The 18,192-nt window shown below is 68.6% G+C and carries 12 protein-coding genes; 5 read left to right on the forward strand and 7 right to left on the reverse strand.

Features of this window, described 5'->3' with window-relative positions; genetic code table 11:
• Nucleotides 1–728: 728 nt before the first annotated feature.
• From ACTJJK_RS21895 to ACTJJK_RS21910, 4 genes are all read left to right on the forward strand, one after another.
• Nucleotides 729–2,366 (forward strand): acyl-CoA dehydrogenase family protein, encoded by a 1,638-nt coding sequence (locus tag ACTJJK_RS21895; protein WP_440731249.1) that lies wholly within the window; start codon nucleotides 729–731, stop codon nucleotides 2,364–2,366.
• Nucleotides 2,363–2,857: a L,D-transpeptidase family protein gene (locus tag ACTJJK_RS21900; protein WP_081931258.1), complete on the forward strand. Its 495-nt coding sequence runs from the start codon at nucleotides 2,363–2,365 to the stop codon at nucleotides 2,855–2,857. Before ACTJJK_RS21895 ends, ACTJJK_RS21900 begins: the two co-directional genes overlap by 4 nt.
• A gap of 123 nt (nucleotides 2,858–2,980) precedes the next feature.
• Nucleotides 2,981–3,157 (forward strand): hypothetical protein, encoded by a 177-nt coding sequence (locus ACTJJK_RS21905; RefSeq protein ID WP_223621698.1) that lies wholly within the window; start codon nucleotides 2,981–2,983, stop codon nucleotides 3,155–3,157.
• Nucleotides 3,158–3,600: 443 nt separating this feature from the next.
• Nucleotides 3,601–4,800 carry a S1 family peptidase gene (locus ACTJJK_RS21910; RefSeq protein ID WP_051885340.1) on the forward strand — a complete coding sequence of 400 codons (1,200 nt, stop codon included), beginning with the start codon at nucleotides 3,601–3,603 and terminating at the stop codon, nucleotides 4,798–4,800.
• 147 nt (nucleotides 4,801–4,947) lie between these two features.
• Here the strand turns inward: ACTJJK_RS21910 and ACTJJK_RS21915 are convergent, their stop codons facing one another.
• From ACTJJK_RS21915 to ACTJJK_RS21930, 4 genes are read right to left on the reverse strand one after another with little or no spacing between them, the layout of a single operon-like run.
• The gene (locus ACTJJK_RS21915; RefSeq protein ID WP_031373716.1) at nucleotides 4,948–6,750 is read right to left on the reverse strand and encodes an ABC transporter transmembrane domain-containing protein; all 1,803 of its coding nucleotides are present in this window, start codon (nucleotides 6,748–6,750) and stop codon (nucleotides 4,948–4,950) included.
• A gap of 10 nt (nucleotides 6,751–6,760) precedes the next feature.
• The gene (locus tag ACTJJK_RS21920; RefSeq protein ID WP_031373717.1) at nucleotides 6,761–7,366 is read right to left on the reverse strand and encodes an IMPACT family protein; all 606 of its coding nucleotides are present in this window, start codon (nucleotides 7,364–7,366) and stop codon (nucleotides 6,761–6,763) included.
• Between the two features lie 40 nt (nucleotides 7,367–7,406).
• Nucleotides 7,407–8,585 carry a hypothetical protein gene (locus tag ACTJJK_RS21925; protein WP_031373718.1) on the reverse strand — a complete coding sequence of 393 codons (1,179 nt, stop codon included), beginning with the start codon at nucleotides 8,583–8,585 and terminating at the stop codon, nucleotides 7,407–7,409.
• A complete protein-coding gene (locus tag ACTJJK_RS21930) occupies nucleotides 8,582–9,136 on the reverse strand; it encodes an RNA polymerase sigma factor (protein WP_036149572.1) in 555 nt (184 codons plus the stop codon). Before ACTJJK_RS21930 ends, ACTJJK_RS21925 begins: the two co-directional genes overlap by 4 nt.
• A 217-nt stretch (nucleotides 9,137–9,353) precedes the next feature.
• Between ACTJJK_RS21930 and ACTJJK_RS21935 the strand changes: the two genes are divergently transcribed.
• Nucleotides 9,354–12,401 (forward strand): EAL domain-containing protein, encoded by a 3,048-nt coding sequence (locus ACTJJK_RS21935; RefSeq protein ID WP_440731250.1) that lies wholly within the window; start codon nucleotides 9,354–9,356, stop codon nucleotides 12,399–12,401.
• On the opposite strand, the gene ACTJJK_RS21940 is transcribed toward ACTJJK_RS21935, so the two are convergent.
• The 3 genes from ACTJJK_RS21940 to ACTJJK_RS21950 all read right to left on the reverse strand — a co-directional run bounded on the left by ACTJJK_RS21940 (nucleotide 12,391) and on the right by ACTJJK_RS21950 (nucleotide 17,750).
• Entirely contained in the window at nucleotides 12,391–14,355 is a 1,965-nt protein-coding gene (locus tag ACTJJK_RS21940) for a vWA domain-containing protein (RefSeq protein WP_440731251.1), read from the reverse strand. The two genes, ACTJJK_RS21935 and ACTJJK_RS21940, sit on opposite strands and share 11 nt — an antisense overlap.
• A 204-nt stretch (nucleotides 14,356–14,559) precedes the next feature.
• Nucleotides 14,560–16,065, reverse strand: coding sequence for an aldehyde dehydrogenase family protein (locus tag ACTJJK_RS21945; RefSeq protein WP_081931266.1), 1,506 nt, complete (start codon nucleotides 16,063–16,065; stop codon nucleotides 14,560–14,562).
• A gap of 38 nt (nucleotides 16,066–16,103) precedes the next feature.
• Nucleotides 16,104–17,750 (reverse strand): acetolactate synthase large subunit, encoded by a 1,647-nt coding sequence (locus tag ACTJJK_RS21950; protein WP_440731252.1) that lies wholly within the window; start codon nucleotides 17,748–17,750, stop codon nucleotides 16,104–16,106.
• Between the last annotated feature and the right edge of the window lie 442 nt (nucleotides 17,751–18,192).

The raw sequence follows: 18,192 nt of genomic DNA on the forward strand, positions 1-18,192 counted from the left end.
AGCTCCAGGGTAGGAGCGACGCAAGTCGCGACCGCAGGGACGCGCTGAGCCAGCAGGGCGGGCGTTCCTCATCGAAGCGGCGCACTTTCGCCAGGGTAGGAGCGACGCAAGTCGCGACCGCGCTGTTTCGGTCTCGCGGCGCATCGCTCAAGCAAGATCAGGATCAGGATCAGGATCAAACGCCAAAAGCTTCCGCCGCTATAGCGGCGGGTTACTTTCTTTTGTCATAAGCAACAAAAGAAAGGTAACCAAAGAAAAATGCTTTTCTTTGAATCACAAGCCCGCACGAGCGATGCCGACGCAGGGATTTTTCATACGGGACATCCCTGTCCCGATGAAAAACGGCCCGCATCCATGCGGGCCGCCCTCCGGGTCTTCTATAGCCTTCGCTAGTGCAAACCTGCGCACGGCAACGGAAACGGCAACGGCAACGGCCAAGGCTAAGGCTAAGGCCGAAGCTACGGCACAAGGTAAGGGACCGCGCCAGCTTGGAAGCCCGTGGTCGCGGCTTGTGACCGAAGGAAATCCAGTAGGGCGCCGCTCCTACCCTGAAAGCGCGAAGCGCCAAGTGCGTCGGAGCGCTGGCGTACTGCAGCGCCAGAACGAGCAAGGGCCTCCGGTTGCGGCCACCGTGCCGCAGATCGGCCCGCCCCCGTTTCCTGGACCCGGCGAGCCACGCAGGCCAGACCCCACTAGAATCCAGACAAACCCAAGGGAGAGTCGCCGCCATGGACACGCTGCCCCCGTTCGCGACCCATCGGGTCGAGAATCAACCGCCGCCGTTCGCTCCGCGCGATCTGTGGCGCGACGACGTCGCCCTGCGCGAAGCGGTAAGCCGCGAAGGCGGCGACAGCCATGCCGAGGCGCTGGCACGCTACGGCGCGCTCGCCGGCGACGAGATCTACCGCCTCAGTTTCGATGCGCACCGCGACAAGCCGCGTCTGCGCAGCCACGATGCCCTGGGCCATCGCATCGATCTGGTCGAGTTCCATCCGAATTACCACGCGATCATGCGTGCCGCGATCGAACACGGGGTGGCGGGCCTGTCCTGGCACGATCCGCGTCCGGGCTCGCATGTCGCGCGCGCGGCACTGAGTTATCTGCATCACCAGGTCGAACCGGGCACCAGTTGTCCGCTGACCATGACCCACGCCGCCGCGCCGGTGCTGCGTCACGCGCCGGCGCTGGCCGAGTGGGCGCGCAAGGCCGCCGCGCCGAGCTACGACGGGCGCGATGTCGGTTTCGGCGACAAGGCCGGCCTGACCCTCGGCATGGGCATGACCGAGAAACAGGGGGGCTCGGACGTGCGCGCCAACCAGACTGTCGCTACGCCCGTGTCGGGGGACGAGTACGAACTGGTCGGCCACAAATGGTTTTTCTCGGCGCCTATGTCCGACGGCTTCCTCGTGCTGGCGCGGGCGCCGGGTGGGCTGAGTTGCTTCCTGATGCCGCGCTGGCATCCGCACGGCGGCAAGAACGCGCTGCGGTTGATGCGGCTCAAGGACAAACTCGGCGACTGGTCGAACGCATCGTCCGAAGTCGAATTCCAGGGCGCCTGGGCGCAACGCATCGGCGATGAAGGCCGCGGCGTGGCGACGATCATCGAGATGGTGATGCTGACCCGCCTGGACTGCATGCTCGGCTCGGCCGGCGAAATGCGCATGGCCCTGGCGCAGGCTATGCATCACGCCCGCCATCGGCGCAGCTTCGGCAAGCCGCTGCTCGATCACGCGTTGATGCGCAACGTCCTGGCCGATCTCGCGCTCGAGGCCGAGGCCGCGATCCAGTTCGCGATCCGGGTCGCCGGCGCGGTCGACCGTGCTGGCGGCGATGCCCGCGAGCAGGCGTTCGCGCGCATCGCCACCGCGATCGGTAAGTACTGGATCTGCAAGCGCGCGCCGGCCTTCGTCAACGAAGCACAGGAGTGCCTGGGCGGCGCGGGCTATGTCGAGGAATCGGTCTTGCCGCGTCTGTACCGGCAGGCACCGTTGAATTCGATCTGGGAGGGCAGCGGCAACATCCAATGCCTCGACGTGCTGCGTGCGCTCGCACGCGAGCCGCAGACCGCTGCGGCCTTGCTGGCCGAGCTCGAATCGGCCGTCGGCCGCGACGTCGCATTCGACGCCCAGCTCGACCCATTGCGCGCGGTTCTGAGCGGGCAAACGCCAGTGGCGGAGGCGCAGGCGCGGGTTTGGACCGAGCGCCTCGCTCTTGCGCTGCAGGCGGCCACCTTGTTGCGCGCCGGCAGTCCGCTGGCGCCGGCATTCTGCGCGAGCCGGCTTGGCGGGCAGCATGGCCTGGCTTTCGGCACCTTGCCTGAAGGATTGGACTTCGACCTCGTCCTGCAGCGAGTGCTGCCGGCATGAGGGCGATGCGCATCGGTCTGTTCGCCGCCGCCGTGCTTTGCGCGCCGGCCTGGGCGCGCACGCCGCCGGCGATGGCCCCGGCTTCGCAACGCGCCGACAGCATCGTCGTCGACAAGTCGGAGCGGCGCATGCGCTTGCTGCGCGACGGCAAGCTCATCCGCACCTATTCGATTCTGCTCGGCGATGCGCCGAGCGGGCACAAGCGCCAGCAGGGCGACGAGCGCACGCCCGAAGGCGCTTACCGCATCAGCGGGCGCAATCCGAACAGCCGCTTTCATCTGTCCCTGCGCGTGTCGTATCCGAACGAGGCCGATCGCAAGCAGGCGCGTGCGCGCGGCGTCGATCCGGGCGGCGACATCATGATTCATGGCGGCACGCCGCCCGGATACCGGCGCGATTGGACTGACGGTTGCATCGCACTGAGCAACGAGCAGATCGAGGAGGTCTGGAGCCTGGTGCCGAACGGCACGCCGATACGGATCGATCCTTAGCCTGCGCGACGACATCCCTGAATGCGCCGTCCGTCGCAGCGAACCGGCGATGACGGCGGTTTTCCCCGGATGGGTGTATGGTCGCCCGGTCGGCCATTCCAGGCCGCAGCGGGAGGTGCAACCATGCGTGGTTCACGTAAATCCCAGGCGCTGGCGCTGCTGGCGCTGGCCGCGGTACCGCCGCCGGCCCACGGTTCGGATTTTTCGTTTGCGCTGTTCTGGCTCGGACGCGGGGCGACACTGGTCGTCTTGTGCCTGTTTACGCTTTGGTTGATCGGCGAGGCCAGACGCGCCGGTTGACGCATCGGTAAGCGTCGATCGTCGAGCGCTCGATGAATGCGAGCGCGTCGCTCGCGATGCGCATCGAGGTTCGCGCATCGCCGGACATAATCGCAGCAGCGCTCTCGCGATACCCCTGTTGCACTGCAGCGTCGCAAGGATGTGCGGCAACATTCGTATGCGCATCGTCCGGCGTGATCAGGCGTGGATTCGTTCAGCCTCAACATCGCATGCGCGTTCTTGTGACGCGCCTCGGAATACCGATGTGACGGGGCCTCGCCGGCGGCTTGTGCGCGCGCCCGGCATCTCCTTATCTGTCTGCTCCCGTCGTCTCGATACGCATCGAACGCCACGCGAGTGTTGTCCCGATGGTGGGTCCGCCGTCCATGCGATGGCGACACGAGGTCCTCACGACTGACCTCATCCGAGCCATGTCAGATTCCATCCCTAAGGAGTTCTTCAACATGTCCGTATCGAAATCCGGCAAGCGCGCCGGCCTGGCGCGTGTGTCTTTGTTCTCGATGATGACGGCGGTGGCCGCATTGTCCTGCGGCGCGGCGCTGGCGGCCGACGAAGTGAGTCCCGAACTGAAGTTCGCGATGCAGCGCGACCTCGGCGTGTTCCCGTCGCAGCTCGGCCAGTACCTGGCCACCGAACGCCTCGCGCAGACCCAGGCGGCCGCGGTCGAACGCGAGCTTGGCGGCAACTTCGCCGGCAGTTGGATCGAGCGCAACGAGGACGGCAGCTTCAAGTACGTCGCCGCGACTTCGGGCGCACGCAAGGCCTCGCGCATTCCCGGCGTTGAAGTGCGCACGGTGCGCCATAGCCTGAAGCAGTTGCAGAACTCGATGGATCTGCTCGACGCCAGTTCGCAGGCGCGAGTGAAGGGCATCAGCAAGCCGCTGAGCGGCGTCCAGAGCTGGTACGTCGACCAGACCAGCAACAGCGTGGTGGTCAAGGTCGACCAGGGCGCGACCGAGCGCGGCGTCGATTTCGTCGCCCTCAGCGGCGCCGACAGCGGCATGGTGCGCATCGAGGAAATGCCGGGCACGTTGCAGACCACCGCGACCATCCTCGGCGGCATCGAGTATTCGATCAACAACGCCTCGCTGTGTTCGGTCGGCTTCTCGGTCACGCGCGGCACCACCAAGGGCTATGTGACCGCCGGCCATTGCGGCACGGTCGGCGCCATCGCCCGCGTCGGCGGCGTGCAGGTCGGCTCCTTCGCCGCTCGCGTGTTCCCGGGCAACGACCGGGCCTGGGTCAGCGTCGGCAGCACCCACAGCTTGCAGGGGGCGGTCAGCAACTACAGCGGCGGCACCGTCGCGGTGCGTGGCAGCACCGAAGCGGCGATCGGCGCGGCGGTGTGCCGTTCCGGCCGCACCACCGGCTATCGCTGCGGCACCATCACCGCCAAGAACGTCACCGCCAACTACGCCGAAGGCGCAGTGCGCGGCCTGACCCAGGGCAACGCCTGCATGGGCCGCGGCGATTCGGGCGGTTCCTGGATCACCAGCGCCGGCCAGGCGCAGGGCGTGATGTCGGGCGGCAACGTGCAGGCCAACGGCAACAACTGCGGCATTCCGGCCTCGCAGCGCAGCAGCCTGTTCGAGCGGCTCGGCCCGATCCTCAGCCAGTACGGCCTGACCCTGGTGCGCAGCTGACCGGGGACGAGTAGCTAGGAACGAGTAGCTAGGAACGGGGAGTTAGAAACGAGGAGTTAGAAGTGAGGAGTGAGGAGAGCACGGGCGTCGGCGGTATCTGCCTTCGCTCGCTTCTCACTTCTCACTTTTCCGTACTCAGCTCCCCGCTCAATCCAGGAACTGCAGTTTCGCCAGCTCGGCGTACAGGCCGCCTTCGGCGAGCAACTGCGCGTGGGTGCCTTCGGCGACGATGCGGCCGCGGTCCATGACCACGATGCGGTCGGCCTTGAGCACGGTCGCCAGGCGATGGGCGATGACCAGGGTGGTGCGGCCTTCCATCAGCGTTTCCAGGGCCTGCTGCACGGCGCGTTCGCTCTGCGCATCGAGCGCGCTGGTGGCTTCGTCGAGCAGCAGGATCGGCGCGTCCTTGAGCAGGGCGCGGGCGATGGCGATGCGTTGCTGTTGGCCGCCGGACAGGCGCGCGCCGCGTTCGCCGAGTTCGGTCGCCAGTTTGTCGGGCAGGGCCTCGATGAAATCGGCGGCATGCGCGGCGCGCACGGCCTGGGCGACGTCCTCGTCGCTGGCTTCGAGGCGGCCGTAGCGGATGTTGTCGCGCGCGGTGGTGGCGAAGATAGTCGGCTGCTGCGGCACCAAGGCGATGGCCTCGCGCAACGCGGCCGGGTCGAGCTCGCGCACGTCGACGCCGTCGACTTTGACCGCACCCTGCTGCGGGTCGTGGAAGCGCAACAGGATCGAGAACACGGTGCTCTTGCCGGCGCCGGAGGGGCCGACCAGGGCCACGGTCTCGCCCGGACGCACGCGCAGGCTGAAATCCTCCAGCGCGGGCAGGTCGGGGCGCAGCGGGTAGTGGAAGCCGACATGCTCGAAGACCAGTTCGCCGTGCAGCGGCTTCGGCAGCACTTTCGGATGCGCCGGCGCGCGCACCGCGCTGGATTCGTTGAGCAGTTCGCTGATCCGGCCCATGCCGCCAGCGGCGCGCTGCAGGTCGTTCCAGACCTCGGCGAGGGCGCCGATCGAACCGCCGCCGATCAGGGCATAGAGCACGAACTGGCCGAGCGTGCCGGCGCTCATGCGCCCGGCGACGACGTCGTGCGCGCCCGACCACAGCACCAGGGTGATCGCGCCGAACACCAGGGTGATGGCGATCGCGGTGACCCAGGCCTGGGCGCTGATGCGCTGGCGCGCGGTTTTTACCGCGATCTGCAGCGACTGGCTGAAACGGCCTTGCTCGTACGGCTCGCGCGCATGCGCCTGGACCGTGCGCACGGCGCCGAGGGTTTCGCTGGCCAGGGTGTTGGCGTCGGCGACGCGGTCCTGGCTGGCGCGCGAGATCTTCTGCAGCTTGCGTCCGCCGATGACGATGGGCAGCACCGCCAGCGGAATGCCGATCAGGGCGAACACGGCCAGGCGCGGGCTGGTCCAGAACAGCATGCCGAGGCTGCCGATCACGGTGACCGTGCTGCGCAAGGCGACCGACATGCTCGAACCGACCACGCTGCGCAGCAGTTCGGCGTCGGCGGTGAGGCGCGAGACCAGCTCGCCGCTGCGGTTGCGGTCGTGGAAACCGGCATCGAGCGCGATCAGGTGGCTGTAGAGCTTCTCGCGCAAGTCGGCGACTACGCGCTCGCCCAGCACCGAGACGAAATAGAAGCGGATCGCGGTGGCGAAGGCCAGAGCGATGGCGACCAGGAACAGCAACAGGAAGGCGCGGTCGATCGCGCTGCTGCCGCCACCCGCGGAGCTCTGGGCGAAGCCCTGGTCGATCATGGTCTTGAATGCGACCGGCAGGCTCAGGGTGGCGGCGCTGGACGCGCCCAGGGCGAACAGCCAAGCCACGAACAGGCGGCTGTGCTTGCGCACGAACGGCCACAAGGTCCGCAGACTGCCGATCGGGGCCTTGCGGTCGTCGCGGCGTGAGTCGACCGGACGGCCGGCGCTGGAATCTGTCATCGGGAGGCGTTCATGGGGAGGGGGCGCGGCCGGGTTCTTCGAGGCGCACGCGATTACGTGTGGCGTCGCGAAGCTGCGCTTTCAAGGCGTCGACCTGCGATTCGGGCAGGCGGATGAGCATGCGCACGCCTTCGGCGCTGTAGCGTTCCTGGTCTTTTTCGGCGCCGTGGGCGCTCAAGGCGGCATGCACGGCGCCGGTGTCCTCGAACGGAAACGCCAGCTCCAGCTCGCTGTAGCGCAGCAACTCGTGGCGTTCGGCGCAGCGCAGGCACTCCGCCGCGCAACCGCCGTAGGCACGGACCAGGCCGCCGGCGCCGAGCTTGATGCCGCCGTACCAGCGGGTGACGACGACCACGACCTGGTCGTAGCCCTGGCCGTCGATCGCGGCCAGGATCGGCCGCCCGGCGGTGCCGGCCGGTTCGCCGTCGTCGTTGAAACGATATTGCGCGCCGATGCGGTAGGCCCAGCAGTTGTGGGTCGCGGCCGGGTCGCCGACCTCGGCGATGAAGGCCAGCGCCGCTTCCGACGTGGTCACCGGAGCGGCGAGGGCCAGAAAGCGGCTGTGCTTGACCTCGATCGACAACGAGGCGCGCGCGGCAAGGGTTGCGAGGGTCATCGGCGGACGCTCGCGCCGGTGCCGGGCCGATGGCCCGGACTCATTTCAGCAGGGTGCGCAGGTCGTCCGGCACCCGCGTCTGCGGATGGGCGCGATGGAAGCGGCGCAGGCTGTCGCGGGCGAGCTCGGTGTCGCCGCGGTCGCGGTAGCCGCGGATCAGCTCCAGCCATTGCGCCGGGGTCAGGCGGGCTTCCTGGGCGGCATCCGGCATGATCCGGCTGCCGGTGACCTCGATCCGATCGAGCGTGCTGGAGTCGTTGGCCGCCGCCGGCTGGACGGCCTGTGCTTCTGCCGCCGGCGCGTTGGCCGACTGGGCGGCAACGGCAGGGGCGGGGGCAGGGGCGACCGAGCGGGCGGCGCGGCCCAGCACGGGCGCCGGCTTGCTGTGCCGATCGGCGGCGGTCTTGCCCTCGGCTTGGGCAGCCGATGTGGCGGCTGCGCCGGCCGGAGCGGCCTCGCGCAGCTCGTAGCGGCGTTCGCGGTCGAGCTGCGGTTTGGCGGCATCGCGGGCGGTGGCGGCGGGCACGGTGGCCGGTGCCGGCGTATGGACCGGGGCTGAGGCCGGGGCGGGCGGTGCCGGCGGGGCGGCCATGACCGGCGCGGGCGGCGCCGGGAATGCGTCGACGGGTTCGGCCACGGCGCGTTCCGAGGCCTGCTTCTGCACGCGCTGGCGCTGCTCCGCGCGCCGCCCCTCGGCGGCCGCGTCGCTGCGCTTGGCGGCTTCCAGCGGAGGCGGGGGCGGTGCGATCATTTGTGGCTGAGCCTGCGGCGGCGCCGGGGGTTCGGGCACGGCGATCGCGGCCGCGGCATCGGCCGCGCCGGCGCTGCTGTCGCGGGCGTAGTCCGAGGCTTCGGCGGCGGCCGGGGCGGCCGCGGCCGAAGCCGATTCGGCCTTGGCATCGGCCGCGGCGTCGGCCGAGCTCACCGAGGCGGCGGTGGCCTGGTCTTCGCCGACCGACTCCAGCGCCTTGTCCATCGGCCGCAACTGCCAGGCCACGCCGATCGCGAGCGTCAGCGAGGCCGCCACGCCGATCCAGGCCGGCCAGCGGGTTTTGCTGCGCGCACGCGGGGTCTGCGCCACGGCGGCATGGGCGGCGGCGAGGATCCTGGCGTCGAGCGCCGGCGAGGGACCGTCGTGCGGTCCCAGGCGCAGCAGGCGCTCGGCCAGCTCGCGTTCCTCGGGCGACAGCGGATCGGGGGCGTCGTGACGGCGGTTCATTCGGTCAACCTCGCGCGCAACTTGTCCATCGCGTAGCGCAGTCTGGACTTCACCGTTTCCCTGCCGGCCCCCGTGATGGCGCCGATGTCCTCCAGGCTCAATTCCTGTTCCAGGCGCAGCAGCACCACTTCGCGCTGCTCCTCGGGCAATTCCTCGATCGCCCGCTGCAGGCGGCGGCGCTGTTCGAACTCGGACAGTTCGCGCTCGGGCGTGGTCGGGTCGGCGACTCGGGCGGCGCGCTCGTCGCCGTCGGCAGGCGCCGGCGGGCGGTGCTTGAGGCCGCGCCAGTAGTCGTTCAGGCGGTTGTGGGCGATCCGGAACAGCCAGGTGCTGAACGCCGCATCGGGCTTCCAGCCCTCGCGCGCGGCGATCACGCGCTGCCAGACGTCCTGGAAGAACTCGTCAGCGAGCGCCGAATCACGGATCTGACGCAGCAAGAAACGGTACAAAGGGCCGCGGTGACGCGAATACAGGACCTCGAACGCAGCGGCGTCGCCGCCCGTCCAGGCCAGCATCAGCACGTCATCGCTAGCGTCCGCACCGGAATTCATCCGCGGCAGGGTACGGCCTGGCGACGCAGACGGGAAGCGGTTGCGCACGGGAGAGACGTCGTATAGCGGCGATGGGAGGGCCAGTTGCATGTTCGGAACAACGGTCCGGGAGCCCCGGTGGGGTTGCCGTCTGCCGATCCTGTAAAGCTCGCGTTATCCTGCGCCTTGCGCAGAAGGCGGCGATGCGGTGCACAGTGACGTATTACCAGGGGCAACGGTGAGCGATAGGTCGTCCGCGGGCGAGGCGCTCGCCTGTGCGTTGCAGGAGGCTCTGCCGGTCGGCTCCCTGGTGGTGGTCTGCTGGCGCTCGGCCTACGGCCGCCTGTCCGAATCGTTCACCCCCGGTGTCGACGCGCCCTTGCGCGCCGATGCCGGCGCCTTGCTCGAACGCGATCCGCCTGCGGTGGGCGCTTCCGACGATTGCGGCGGCGACCGCATCGAGGCGGCCTGGTGGCTGGAGGACGGCAGCCGCGCGGCGATCGTCGCCTGCTTGCCGCAGGCCCTGCCGACGCCGTTGCGCGCCGCCTGGCTGGCGATGGCGCGGCGTATCGTCGCCGCCGATCTGTCGGCGGTGCGCGCCCACGCACGCGCCGAGGCCCTGGAAAAATCCGAACGCCTGCAGCAGGCGCTGTACGGCATCGCCGACCTGGCCGGCTCCGGGCTGGAGATGACCGACCTGCTCAGCCGCATCCACGGCGTGGTCTGCGGCCTGATGTACGCCGAGAATTTCTACATCGTGCTCTACGACGACGTCGCCGACACGATGCGCTTTCTGTATTTCGCCGACCGCAACGATCCTTACGTGGCCGATCCGCAGCGGGTGATCCGCGGCGACGAGATGCCGACCAGCCTGACCCTGGCGCTGCTGCGCCACGGCGAGCCGCTGCAGGGCAGTTCGGCGGCGTTGCGCGACCTGCTCGGCGTGCCGCCCGACGAGTATCACGGCCCCGACAGCGCCGACTGGCTCGGCGTGCCGATGCGCCGCGACGAACGCGTCTGCGGCGCGATCGTGGTGCAGAACTACGAGAGCGCCGGCAGCTACGGCGAGGAAGACCGGGCCTTGTTGTCGTTCGTGGCCCAGCACATCCTGACCGCGCTCGACCGTTTCGGCGCGCGCGAGGAGCTCGAACGCCACGTCGCCGAGCGCACCTATGCATTGCAGCTCAGCAACCGCGACCTGCAGGCCGAGATCATCGAGCGCCAGCGCTCGGAACGCCTGCAGCGCGCGCTGTTCCGCATCGCCGAGCTGACCATCACCTCCGACACCCTCGGCCGCTTCTATTCGCAAGTCCACGACGTGGTCAGCGAGCTGCTGTACGCGCGCAATTTCTACATCGCGCTGCTGTCGGACGACGGCGACCGCCTGCAGTTCCCGTACTCGATCGACGAGCGCGACATGATCCGCGAGAGCCGCCAGCTTGCCGGCGGCCTGACCGAGTACGTGATCCGCCAAGGCCGGCCGCTGCTGGCCGACCGCCACCGCATCGCCGAGCTGAACAGCCGCGGCGAAGTGCGCAGCCACGGCTCGGCCGCGCATTGCTGGCTCGGCGTGCCGCTGTACCGCGACGACTCGGTGGTCGGGGTGATCGCCATCCAGAGCTATTCGCGCGCGATCAGCTTCAACGCCCGCGACCAGGAACTGCTGACCTTCGTCGCCCATCACATCAGCATCGGCCTGGCGCGCAAGCAGGCCCAGGACCGGCTGGTGACCGCGCACGGCGAGCTCGAACAGCGGGTCGCCTCGCGCACCCGCGAGCTGGCCCACACCAACGCCGAACTGCTCGCCCAGATCGGCGAACGCGTGCGCGCCGAACAGAAGCTGACCCACCAGGCCCTGCACGACGCCCTGACCGGCCTGCCGAACCGCGGCCAACTGCTCGAACGCCTGGACGACGCGATCGCCCGCGCGCGCCGCGAGCAGCGTGCGTTCGCGGTGCTGTTCCTCGACCTGGACCGGTTCAAGCTGGTCAACGACAGCGTCGGCCACTCGGCCGGCGACGAGCTGTTGGTCGAAAGCAGCCGCCGCATCGTCTCGACCGTGCGCAGCAACGACACCGTGGCGCGTCTGGGCGGCGACGAGTTCGCGATCCTGATCGAGAACATCGACGGGCTCGGCGTCGCCGAAGACCTGGCCTCGCGCGTGCTGCGCACGCTGGGCGAGCCGTGCTGGGTGGCCGGGCGCGAAGTGTTTCCGTCGGCCAGCATCGGCATCGCCATGTGGCACCCGCGTTATCGCAACGGCATCGAACTGCTGCGCGACGCCGATGCGGCGATGTACCGCGCCAAGGGCGCCGGCCGCGGCCGCTGCGCGGTGTTCGACGAGGAGATGCGCGAACAGGCGATGCGCATCCTCGACCTGGAAGCCGACCTGCGCCGCGCGATCAACGGCGATGCCTTCATCGCTTATTACCAACCGATCGTGCGCCTCGACGATCACGGCCTGATCGGCCACGAAGCGCTGCTGCGCTGGCGCCACGAGAAACGCGGCCTGTTGCTGCCGCGCGAATTCATCGGCCTGGGCGAGGACAGCGGCCTGATCGAAGAGGCCGACTGGATCCTTTACGGCCGCGTGGTCACCGAACTGGCGCGCGGCGGCGATGGCTACATCTCGGTCAACGTCTCGCCGCGGCATTTCCGTTCCGGCGATTTCGCCGACCGGCTGTTGCGGATGATCGACGAGGCCGGCGCCGATCCGCGCCGCTTGCGCATCGAGATCACCGAGGTCGCCCTGCTCGACGACGTGCCGCGCGCGTTGCGGATGCTGCGGATCCTGCGCAATCACGGGGTGCTGGCGCAGTTGGACGATTTCGGCACGGGGTTCTCGGCGTTGTCGTACTTGCACCGGTTCCCGATCGAGTGTCTGAAGATCGACCAGAGTTTCGTCGCGGGCTTGGTCGGCGAATCGCGTCCGGAAAGCGTGGCGGTGGTGCGCGCGATCCAGGCGCTGGCCGGCACCCTCGGCATCCACACCATCGGCGAGGGCGTGGAGACCGAAGCCCAGCGCACGGCGTTGCGTGAGCTGGGCTGCACCTACGGCCAGGGCTATCTGTTCGGCCATCCCGGCGAACACATCCGCAGCGCGGCGAGCATCGCCGAAAGCTATAGCGCGGGCCTGCTCGGATCGGACGCGGTGGCTGCACTGGCGGACGGATCGGGTCTGATCGAACTCGGCGCCGATGAGGCACTGCCTGCAGAGGTCGACCCGATCGGCTCCGACCGGGTCGAAGCGGCCGCCGCGAAGGCGGCCTCGACCCTCATTCGCTGACCGCCACGCCTGCGACCGGGCCGACCCGGCCGATCTCGCCGATCTGCACCTTGGCGCGTTCGACCAGGCCGATGAACTCGGCGCGCTGGCCCGAGCGGTCGTCGAGCTTGAGGCCGCGGGCGGTGGCGATGATCTGGTCCCAGCCCCAGCCGTCGTACTGGCTGCCGCCGCGCAAGGTGTCGGCGAAGGCCGCGACCGAGGCCGCCATGCGCATCGGCTCGCTCGCGACCATGCGCAGACTGGAGCGGCGGATCGGCGTTTCGATCAGCTGGCTGCGGTCTTCGCCCGGGCGCTTGTAGCGCAGCTTGAGGTTGGCGATTTCGCCGCCCTGGCCGACCGCCGGCGCGCTGTCGGTGTAGCGCAGCGCGGGCAGGCGCATCGCGCTGGAGCCGACCGGGGTAAGTTCGTACAGTGCAGTGACCTCGTGGCCGGCACCGATATCGCCGGCGTCGACCTTGTCGTTGGCGAAGTCCTCGCGCTTGAGCAGACGGTTTTCGTAGCCGATCAGGCGGTACTCCGCGACCAGGGCCGGGTTGAACTCGATCTGGATCTTGACGTCGCGGGCGATGGTCATGAGGGTCGAACCCATTTCCTCGACCAACACCTTGCGCGCTTCCTGCAGGGTGTCGATGTAGGCATGATTGCCGTCGCCGACGTCGGCGAGTTTCTCCGCCAGTTCGTCGTTGTAGTTGCCGCGGCCGAAGCCCAGCGTGGTCAGGGCGATGCCGCTCTTGCGCTGGTCGGCGACCAGGGTTTCCAGGGCGTTGTTGTCGACCGTGCCGACGTTGAAATCGCCGTCGGTGGCGAGGATCACCCGGTTGACGCCGTTGCCGACGTAGGCCTGCTTGGCCATCGCATAAGCCAGGCGGATGCCGTCGCCGCCGTTGGTGCTGCCGCCGGCCTGCAGACGATCCAGCGCGGCGAGAATCTCCTCCTTGCGGTCGCCCGGGGTCGGCGGCAACACCAGGCCGGCCGAGCCGGCATAGACCACGATCGAGATGCGGTCCTGCGCGCGCAGTTGTTTGGCCAGCATCGAGAACGAGCTTTTCAGCAACGGCAGCTTGTCGGGCGAGTCCATCGAACCGGAGGTGTCGATCAGGAACACCAGATTGGCCGGCGGCAGGGTCTTTTTCGGCACGTCGAAGCCCTTGATGCCGATCATCAGCAACTGGCGTTGGGCATTCCACGGCGCCGGCGCGAGCTCGGTGCTGACCCGGAACGGCGTGGCCAGCGAGGCCGGCGCGGCGTGGCCGTAGTCGAAGTAGTTGATGAATTCTTCCGCGCGCACCGCATCGGCCGGAGGGCGCTGGCCGTCGCTGAGCATGCGGCGGACGTTGGCATAGCTGCCGGTGTCGACGTCGATCGAGAACGTCGACAGCGGTTGTTCGCTGGTGCGCTGCACCGGGTTGTCGTCGCGCTCGGCGTATTTTTCTGTGTCGACGCTGGCCTGGTGCATCGGCGGCGGCGGGGGTGCCGGCGGCGCGAGCACGGACGGAGCCGCCATCTGCGCGAACTGACTGCGCTTGAGCATGCGCGGGGCCGGTCCGATACGGCTGCCGGTGACCTCGATGCGGTCGAGGCTCGCGCTTTGTGCTGCGGCGTTACCGGCCGGCATGGCCTTGGCTTCTGCGTATACCTGGCCTCGCGATTGCTCGGCCGCGCCCTTGGCGCGAGCATCGGCACGAATCGGTTTGGCGGCTTCGGCGAGCGGCGCCGGTGGTGCCGCAGGAGCCGCCGCGGCGCTGGCGGCGGCATCGGCCGCTGCCGCGGTGTCATCGTGAGGGGCGACTTCGGCGACGAGGGTGTCGCCTTCGCTCTTGTCGCGCGACTGCGCCAGCTCGCCGGGAGCCTGGCAGCCGGCGATCGAGAAAGCCAGCGCGGTCAGCAGGGCCGCAGTGAGGGGACGGGTGGAGCGGAGGTTCGACGACGACTGCGGCGTGGCTCGGACGTTCATGGCGGCTTCCCTGGTGTGTGGACCTGGGAAGTGGAACGGACCATCGATGGCCGAGGGGTTGAGCCTGCGGAAATTTTTTGCGGGGGGAGGGCGGTGCTTGCCCCCGACCCGGCTCGGCCCGAACGCGAGGTTAGGGCGTTGTCGGGCGGGTGAGCCGGCCCCGGCCGCTAAGCGGGAGGGGCCTGGCTTCGGGGAGTTCCGGGGTTACATCGCTTCGGTTGGATCGCGGATCACCAACAGCCGCTGCTCGCTCATGTCCTCGATTGCATAGCGCACGCCTTCGCGGCCGAGGCCGGAATCCTTGACCCCGCCGTAGGGCATGTTGTCGACGCGGAAGCTCGGCACGTCGCCGACGATGACGCCGCCGACGTCGAGACGGTCCCAGGCCTTCATCGCATGGTCGAGGCGGCCGGTGAACACGCCGGCCTGCAGGCCGAAATCGCTGTCGTTGACGGTGTTCAGGACCTTGTCGAAATCGTCGAAGGGCTCGATGAACGCCACCGGCCCGAACGCCTCCTTGCGGTACAGGTCCGAGTTGCGCGGAACCTTCTCCAGCAAGGTCGCCGGGATCATGTTGCCGTCGCGCGGGCCGGCGACGATACGCTTGGCGCCGCCCTTGACCGCGGCGTCGATCCAGGATTCGATGCGCTTGGCGGCATCGACGTCGACGACCGGACCGATGAAGGTCTGCTCGTCGCGCGGGTCGCCCATGCGCAGGGCGGCGATGGCGGCCTTGAGCTTCTTGCGCAGCTTGTCGTAGATATCGGCATGGGCGTAGATGCGCTGCACGCTGATGCAGCTCTGCCCGCTCTGGTAGTAGGCGCCGAACACCAGTCGCTCGACCACGTGGTCCAGGCTCGCGCCCGGGTCGGCGTCGACGATGCAGGCCGCGTTGCCGCCGAGTTCGAGGGTGACTTTCTTCTTGCCCGAGCGCGCCTTGAGGTCCCAGCCGATCAGGCCACCGGTGAAGCTCAGCAACTTGATGCGCTCGTCCTCGACCAACAGCGAGGCGTCTTCGTTCGAGCAACACAGCACCGAGAACGCGCCTTCCGGCAGGTCGGTCTCGGCCAGCACCTCGGCGATGATCAGCGCGCCGACCGGGGTCTTGATCGCCGGCTTGAGCACGAAGGGGCAGCCGGCGGCGATTGCCGGGGCGACCTTGTGCGCGACCAGGTTGAGCGGGAAGTTGAACGGGGTGATGAAGCTGCACGGCCCGATCGGCACGCGCTTGACCATGCCGCGATAACCGCGGGTGCGCTCGGAGATCTGCAGCTCGATGAGTTCGCCGCCGCTGCGGGTGGCTTCGCCGGCGGCGATGCGGAAGGTATCGATCAGGCGCGTGACTTCGCCGCGGGCATCGCGAATGGGCTTGCCGGCCTCGATGCACAACGCCAAGGCGAGTTCCTCGAAGCGCTCGCTGAAGCGGCGCACGCAGTGTTCGAGCACGTCGCGGCGGCGATCGGGGGTGAACGCCGCCATCGCTTCGCGCGCCTTGTGCGCGGCGACGATCGCCTTGCGCACCGCCGCGGCGTCGGCCATCGCGACCCGGGTCGCGCGCTTGCCGCTGTACTTGTCGAGCACTTCCAGCGCGGTATTGGCGGCGACCGGGCGGTTGGCCAGGTAGTAGGGATAGCTCGGTTTCAACCCCTTGCCCGGCTTCGCGGGTTTGGCGGCTTTGCCGCGCTCGGACGGTTTCGGCGATCGGGCCATGGAATGCTCCTGGGTCGTAAGTGGGGCGCTGCGCCGCGTCACTGCACGGCGGCGGCGAGGCGCGGAATGTCTTCGTTGAGGATACGGTCGTCGTCGCGGTAGTCGATCGGCACTTCGATCAGGTCGATACCCGGCGTGTCGAGGGCCTGCCGCAGCAAGGGAGCGAAGGCATCGCTGGACTCGGGGCGATGGCCGCGTGCGCCGTAGCTGCGGGCATAGGCGACGAAGTCGGGATTGCCGAGGTCCATGCCGAAGCTCGGATAGCGTTCGTGGGCCTGCTTCCACTTGATCATGCCGTAGGCGTCGTCGCGCAGCACCAGCACGGTGATGTCCAGGCCCAGCCGCACCGCGGTCTCCAACTCCTGCGAATTCATCATGAAACCGCCGTCGCCGCAGACCGCGACGACCTTGCGGTCCGGACAGACGATGCGCGCGGCGATCGCCGACGGCAAGCCCGCTCCCATTGTCGCCAGGGCATTGTCGAGCAATAAAGTATTGGGCTCGGCGCAGCGGTAGTTGCGTGCGAACCACAGCTTGTACAGGCCGTTGTCGAGGCAGACCACGTCGCGCGGCGACAGCGCGGCGCGCACTTCGGCGACCAGGCGCTGCGGCGCCAACGGGAAACGGTCGTCTTCGCTGCGGTCGAGCAGTTGCTGCGACAACGCGCTGCGCACGCGGTCGAAGAACGAGAAGTCCCAATGCGCCTGCGGCTGCAGCGCCTCCGATAAGCGCCAGACCGAGTGGGCGATGTCGCCGACCACTTCGATCTGCGGGAAATACACCGCATCGACCTCGGCGCTGGCGTAGTTGACGTGGATCACCGTGCGCCGGCCTTCGCGCATGAAGAACGGCGGCTTCTCGATGACGTCGTGGCCGATGTTGACGATGCAGTCGGCGGCATCGATGGCGCGGTGGACGAAATCGTGGTCCGACAGCGCGGCATTGCCGAGCCACAGCGGGCCGTTCTCGTCGAGCACGCCCTTGCCCATCTGGGTGGTGAAGTAGGGGATGCCGAGCTGGGCGACGAACGCGTGCAGAGTCTTGGCGGTGGTCTTGCGATTGGCGCCGGCGCCGATCATGAGGATCGGGTGGCGGGCCTGGGCGATGGCTTCGGCCGCGCGTTCGATGGCCTTGTCCTCGGCCACCGGACGTCGCGAGAACGAGGCCGGTATCAGGCGCGCCTGAGTCGGGTCGCCGGCGATGTCCTGCGGCAGCTCCAGATGCACGGCGCCGGGGCGTTCTTCTTCGGCGCGGCGGAAGGCTTCGCGCACCCGTGCCGGGATGCTGTCGGCGGCGACGATCTGGCGCGTGTACTTGGTCAGCGGACGCATCGTGTCGACCACGTCGACGATCTGGAAATGGCCTTGCTTGCTGGTCTTGATCGGCTTCTGGCCGGTGATCATCAGCATCGGCATGGCGCCGAGCTGGGCGTACGCGGCGGCCGTGACCAGGTTGGTCGCACCCGGCCCGAGGGTGGACAGGCAGACCCCGGCCTTGCCGGTGAGCCGGCCGTAGGTGGCGGCCATGAAGCCGGCGGCCTGTTCGTGGCGGGTCAAGACCAACTGGATGCTCGAGGTGCGCAGCGATTCGAGCAGATCGAGATTTTCCTCGCCGGGGATACCGAACACGTACTCGACGCCTTCGGCCTCGAGCGCGGCGACGAACAGATCGGACGCCTTGGTCATGCGGGACTCCGTATCGGGCGGCGGAGCCCGAGCCCGTCGATGGTCGCGCAAATGGCGTTAGCGGTGGGCGATGATCGGGCGCGCGTGGGCGGAACAGTGCGTCGCGTTACGGATTGGGGATGCGGCGGTACTGGTCGGAGCCCCTGTAGGAGCGGCGTGAGCCGCGACTGCGGGATGCGCTGATTCCGCAACGCCTTCTTCGCCGATTGAAACCACGAACTATCGCTGGGTAGGAGCGGCGTCCTGCTGGATTTCCTTCGGTCACAAGCCGCGACCGCAGGGTTCCAAGCTGGCGCGGTCCCTTGCGTCGTGCCGTAGCTCCGGCCTTGGCCGTTGCCGTTGCTGTGCGCAGGTTGGCACTAGCGAAGGCAATCGAAGACCCGGAGGGCGGCCTGCATGGATGCAGGCCGTTTTTCATCGGGACAGGGATGTCCCGTATGAA

Source organism: Lysobacter sp. 22409, from assembly GCF_052045105.1.
Lineage (GTDB): Bacteria > Pseudomonadota > Gammaproteobacteria > Xanthomonadales > Xanthomonadaceae > Lysobacter > Lysobacter antibioticus_B.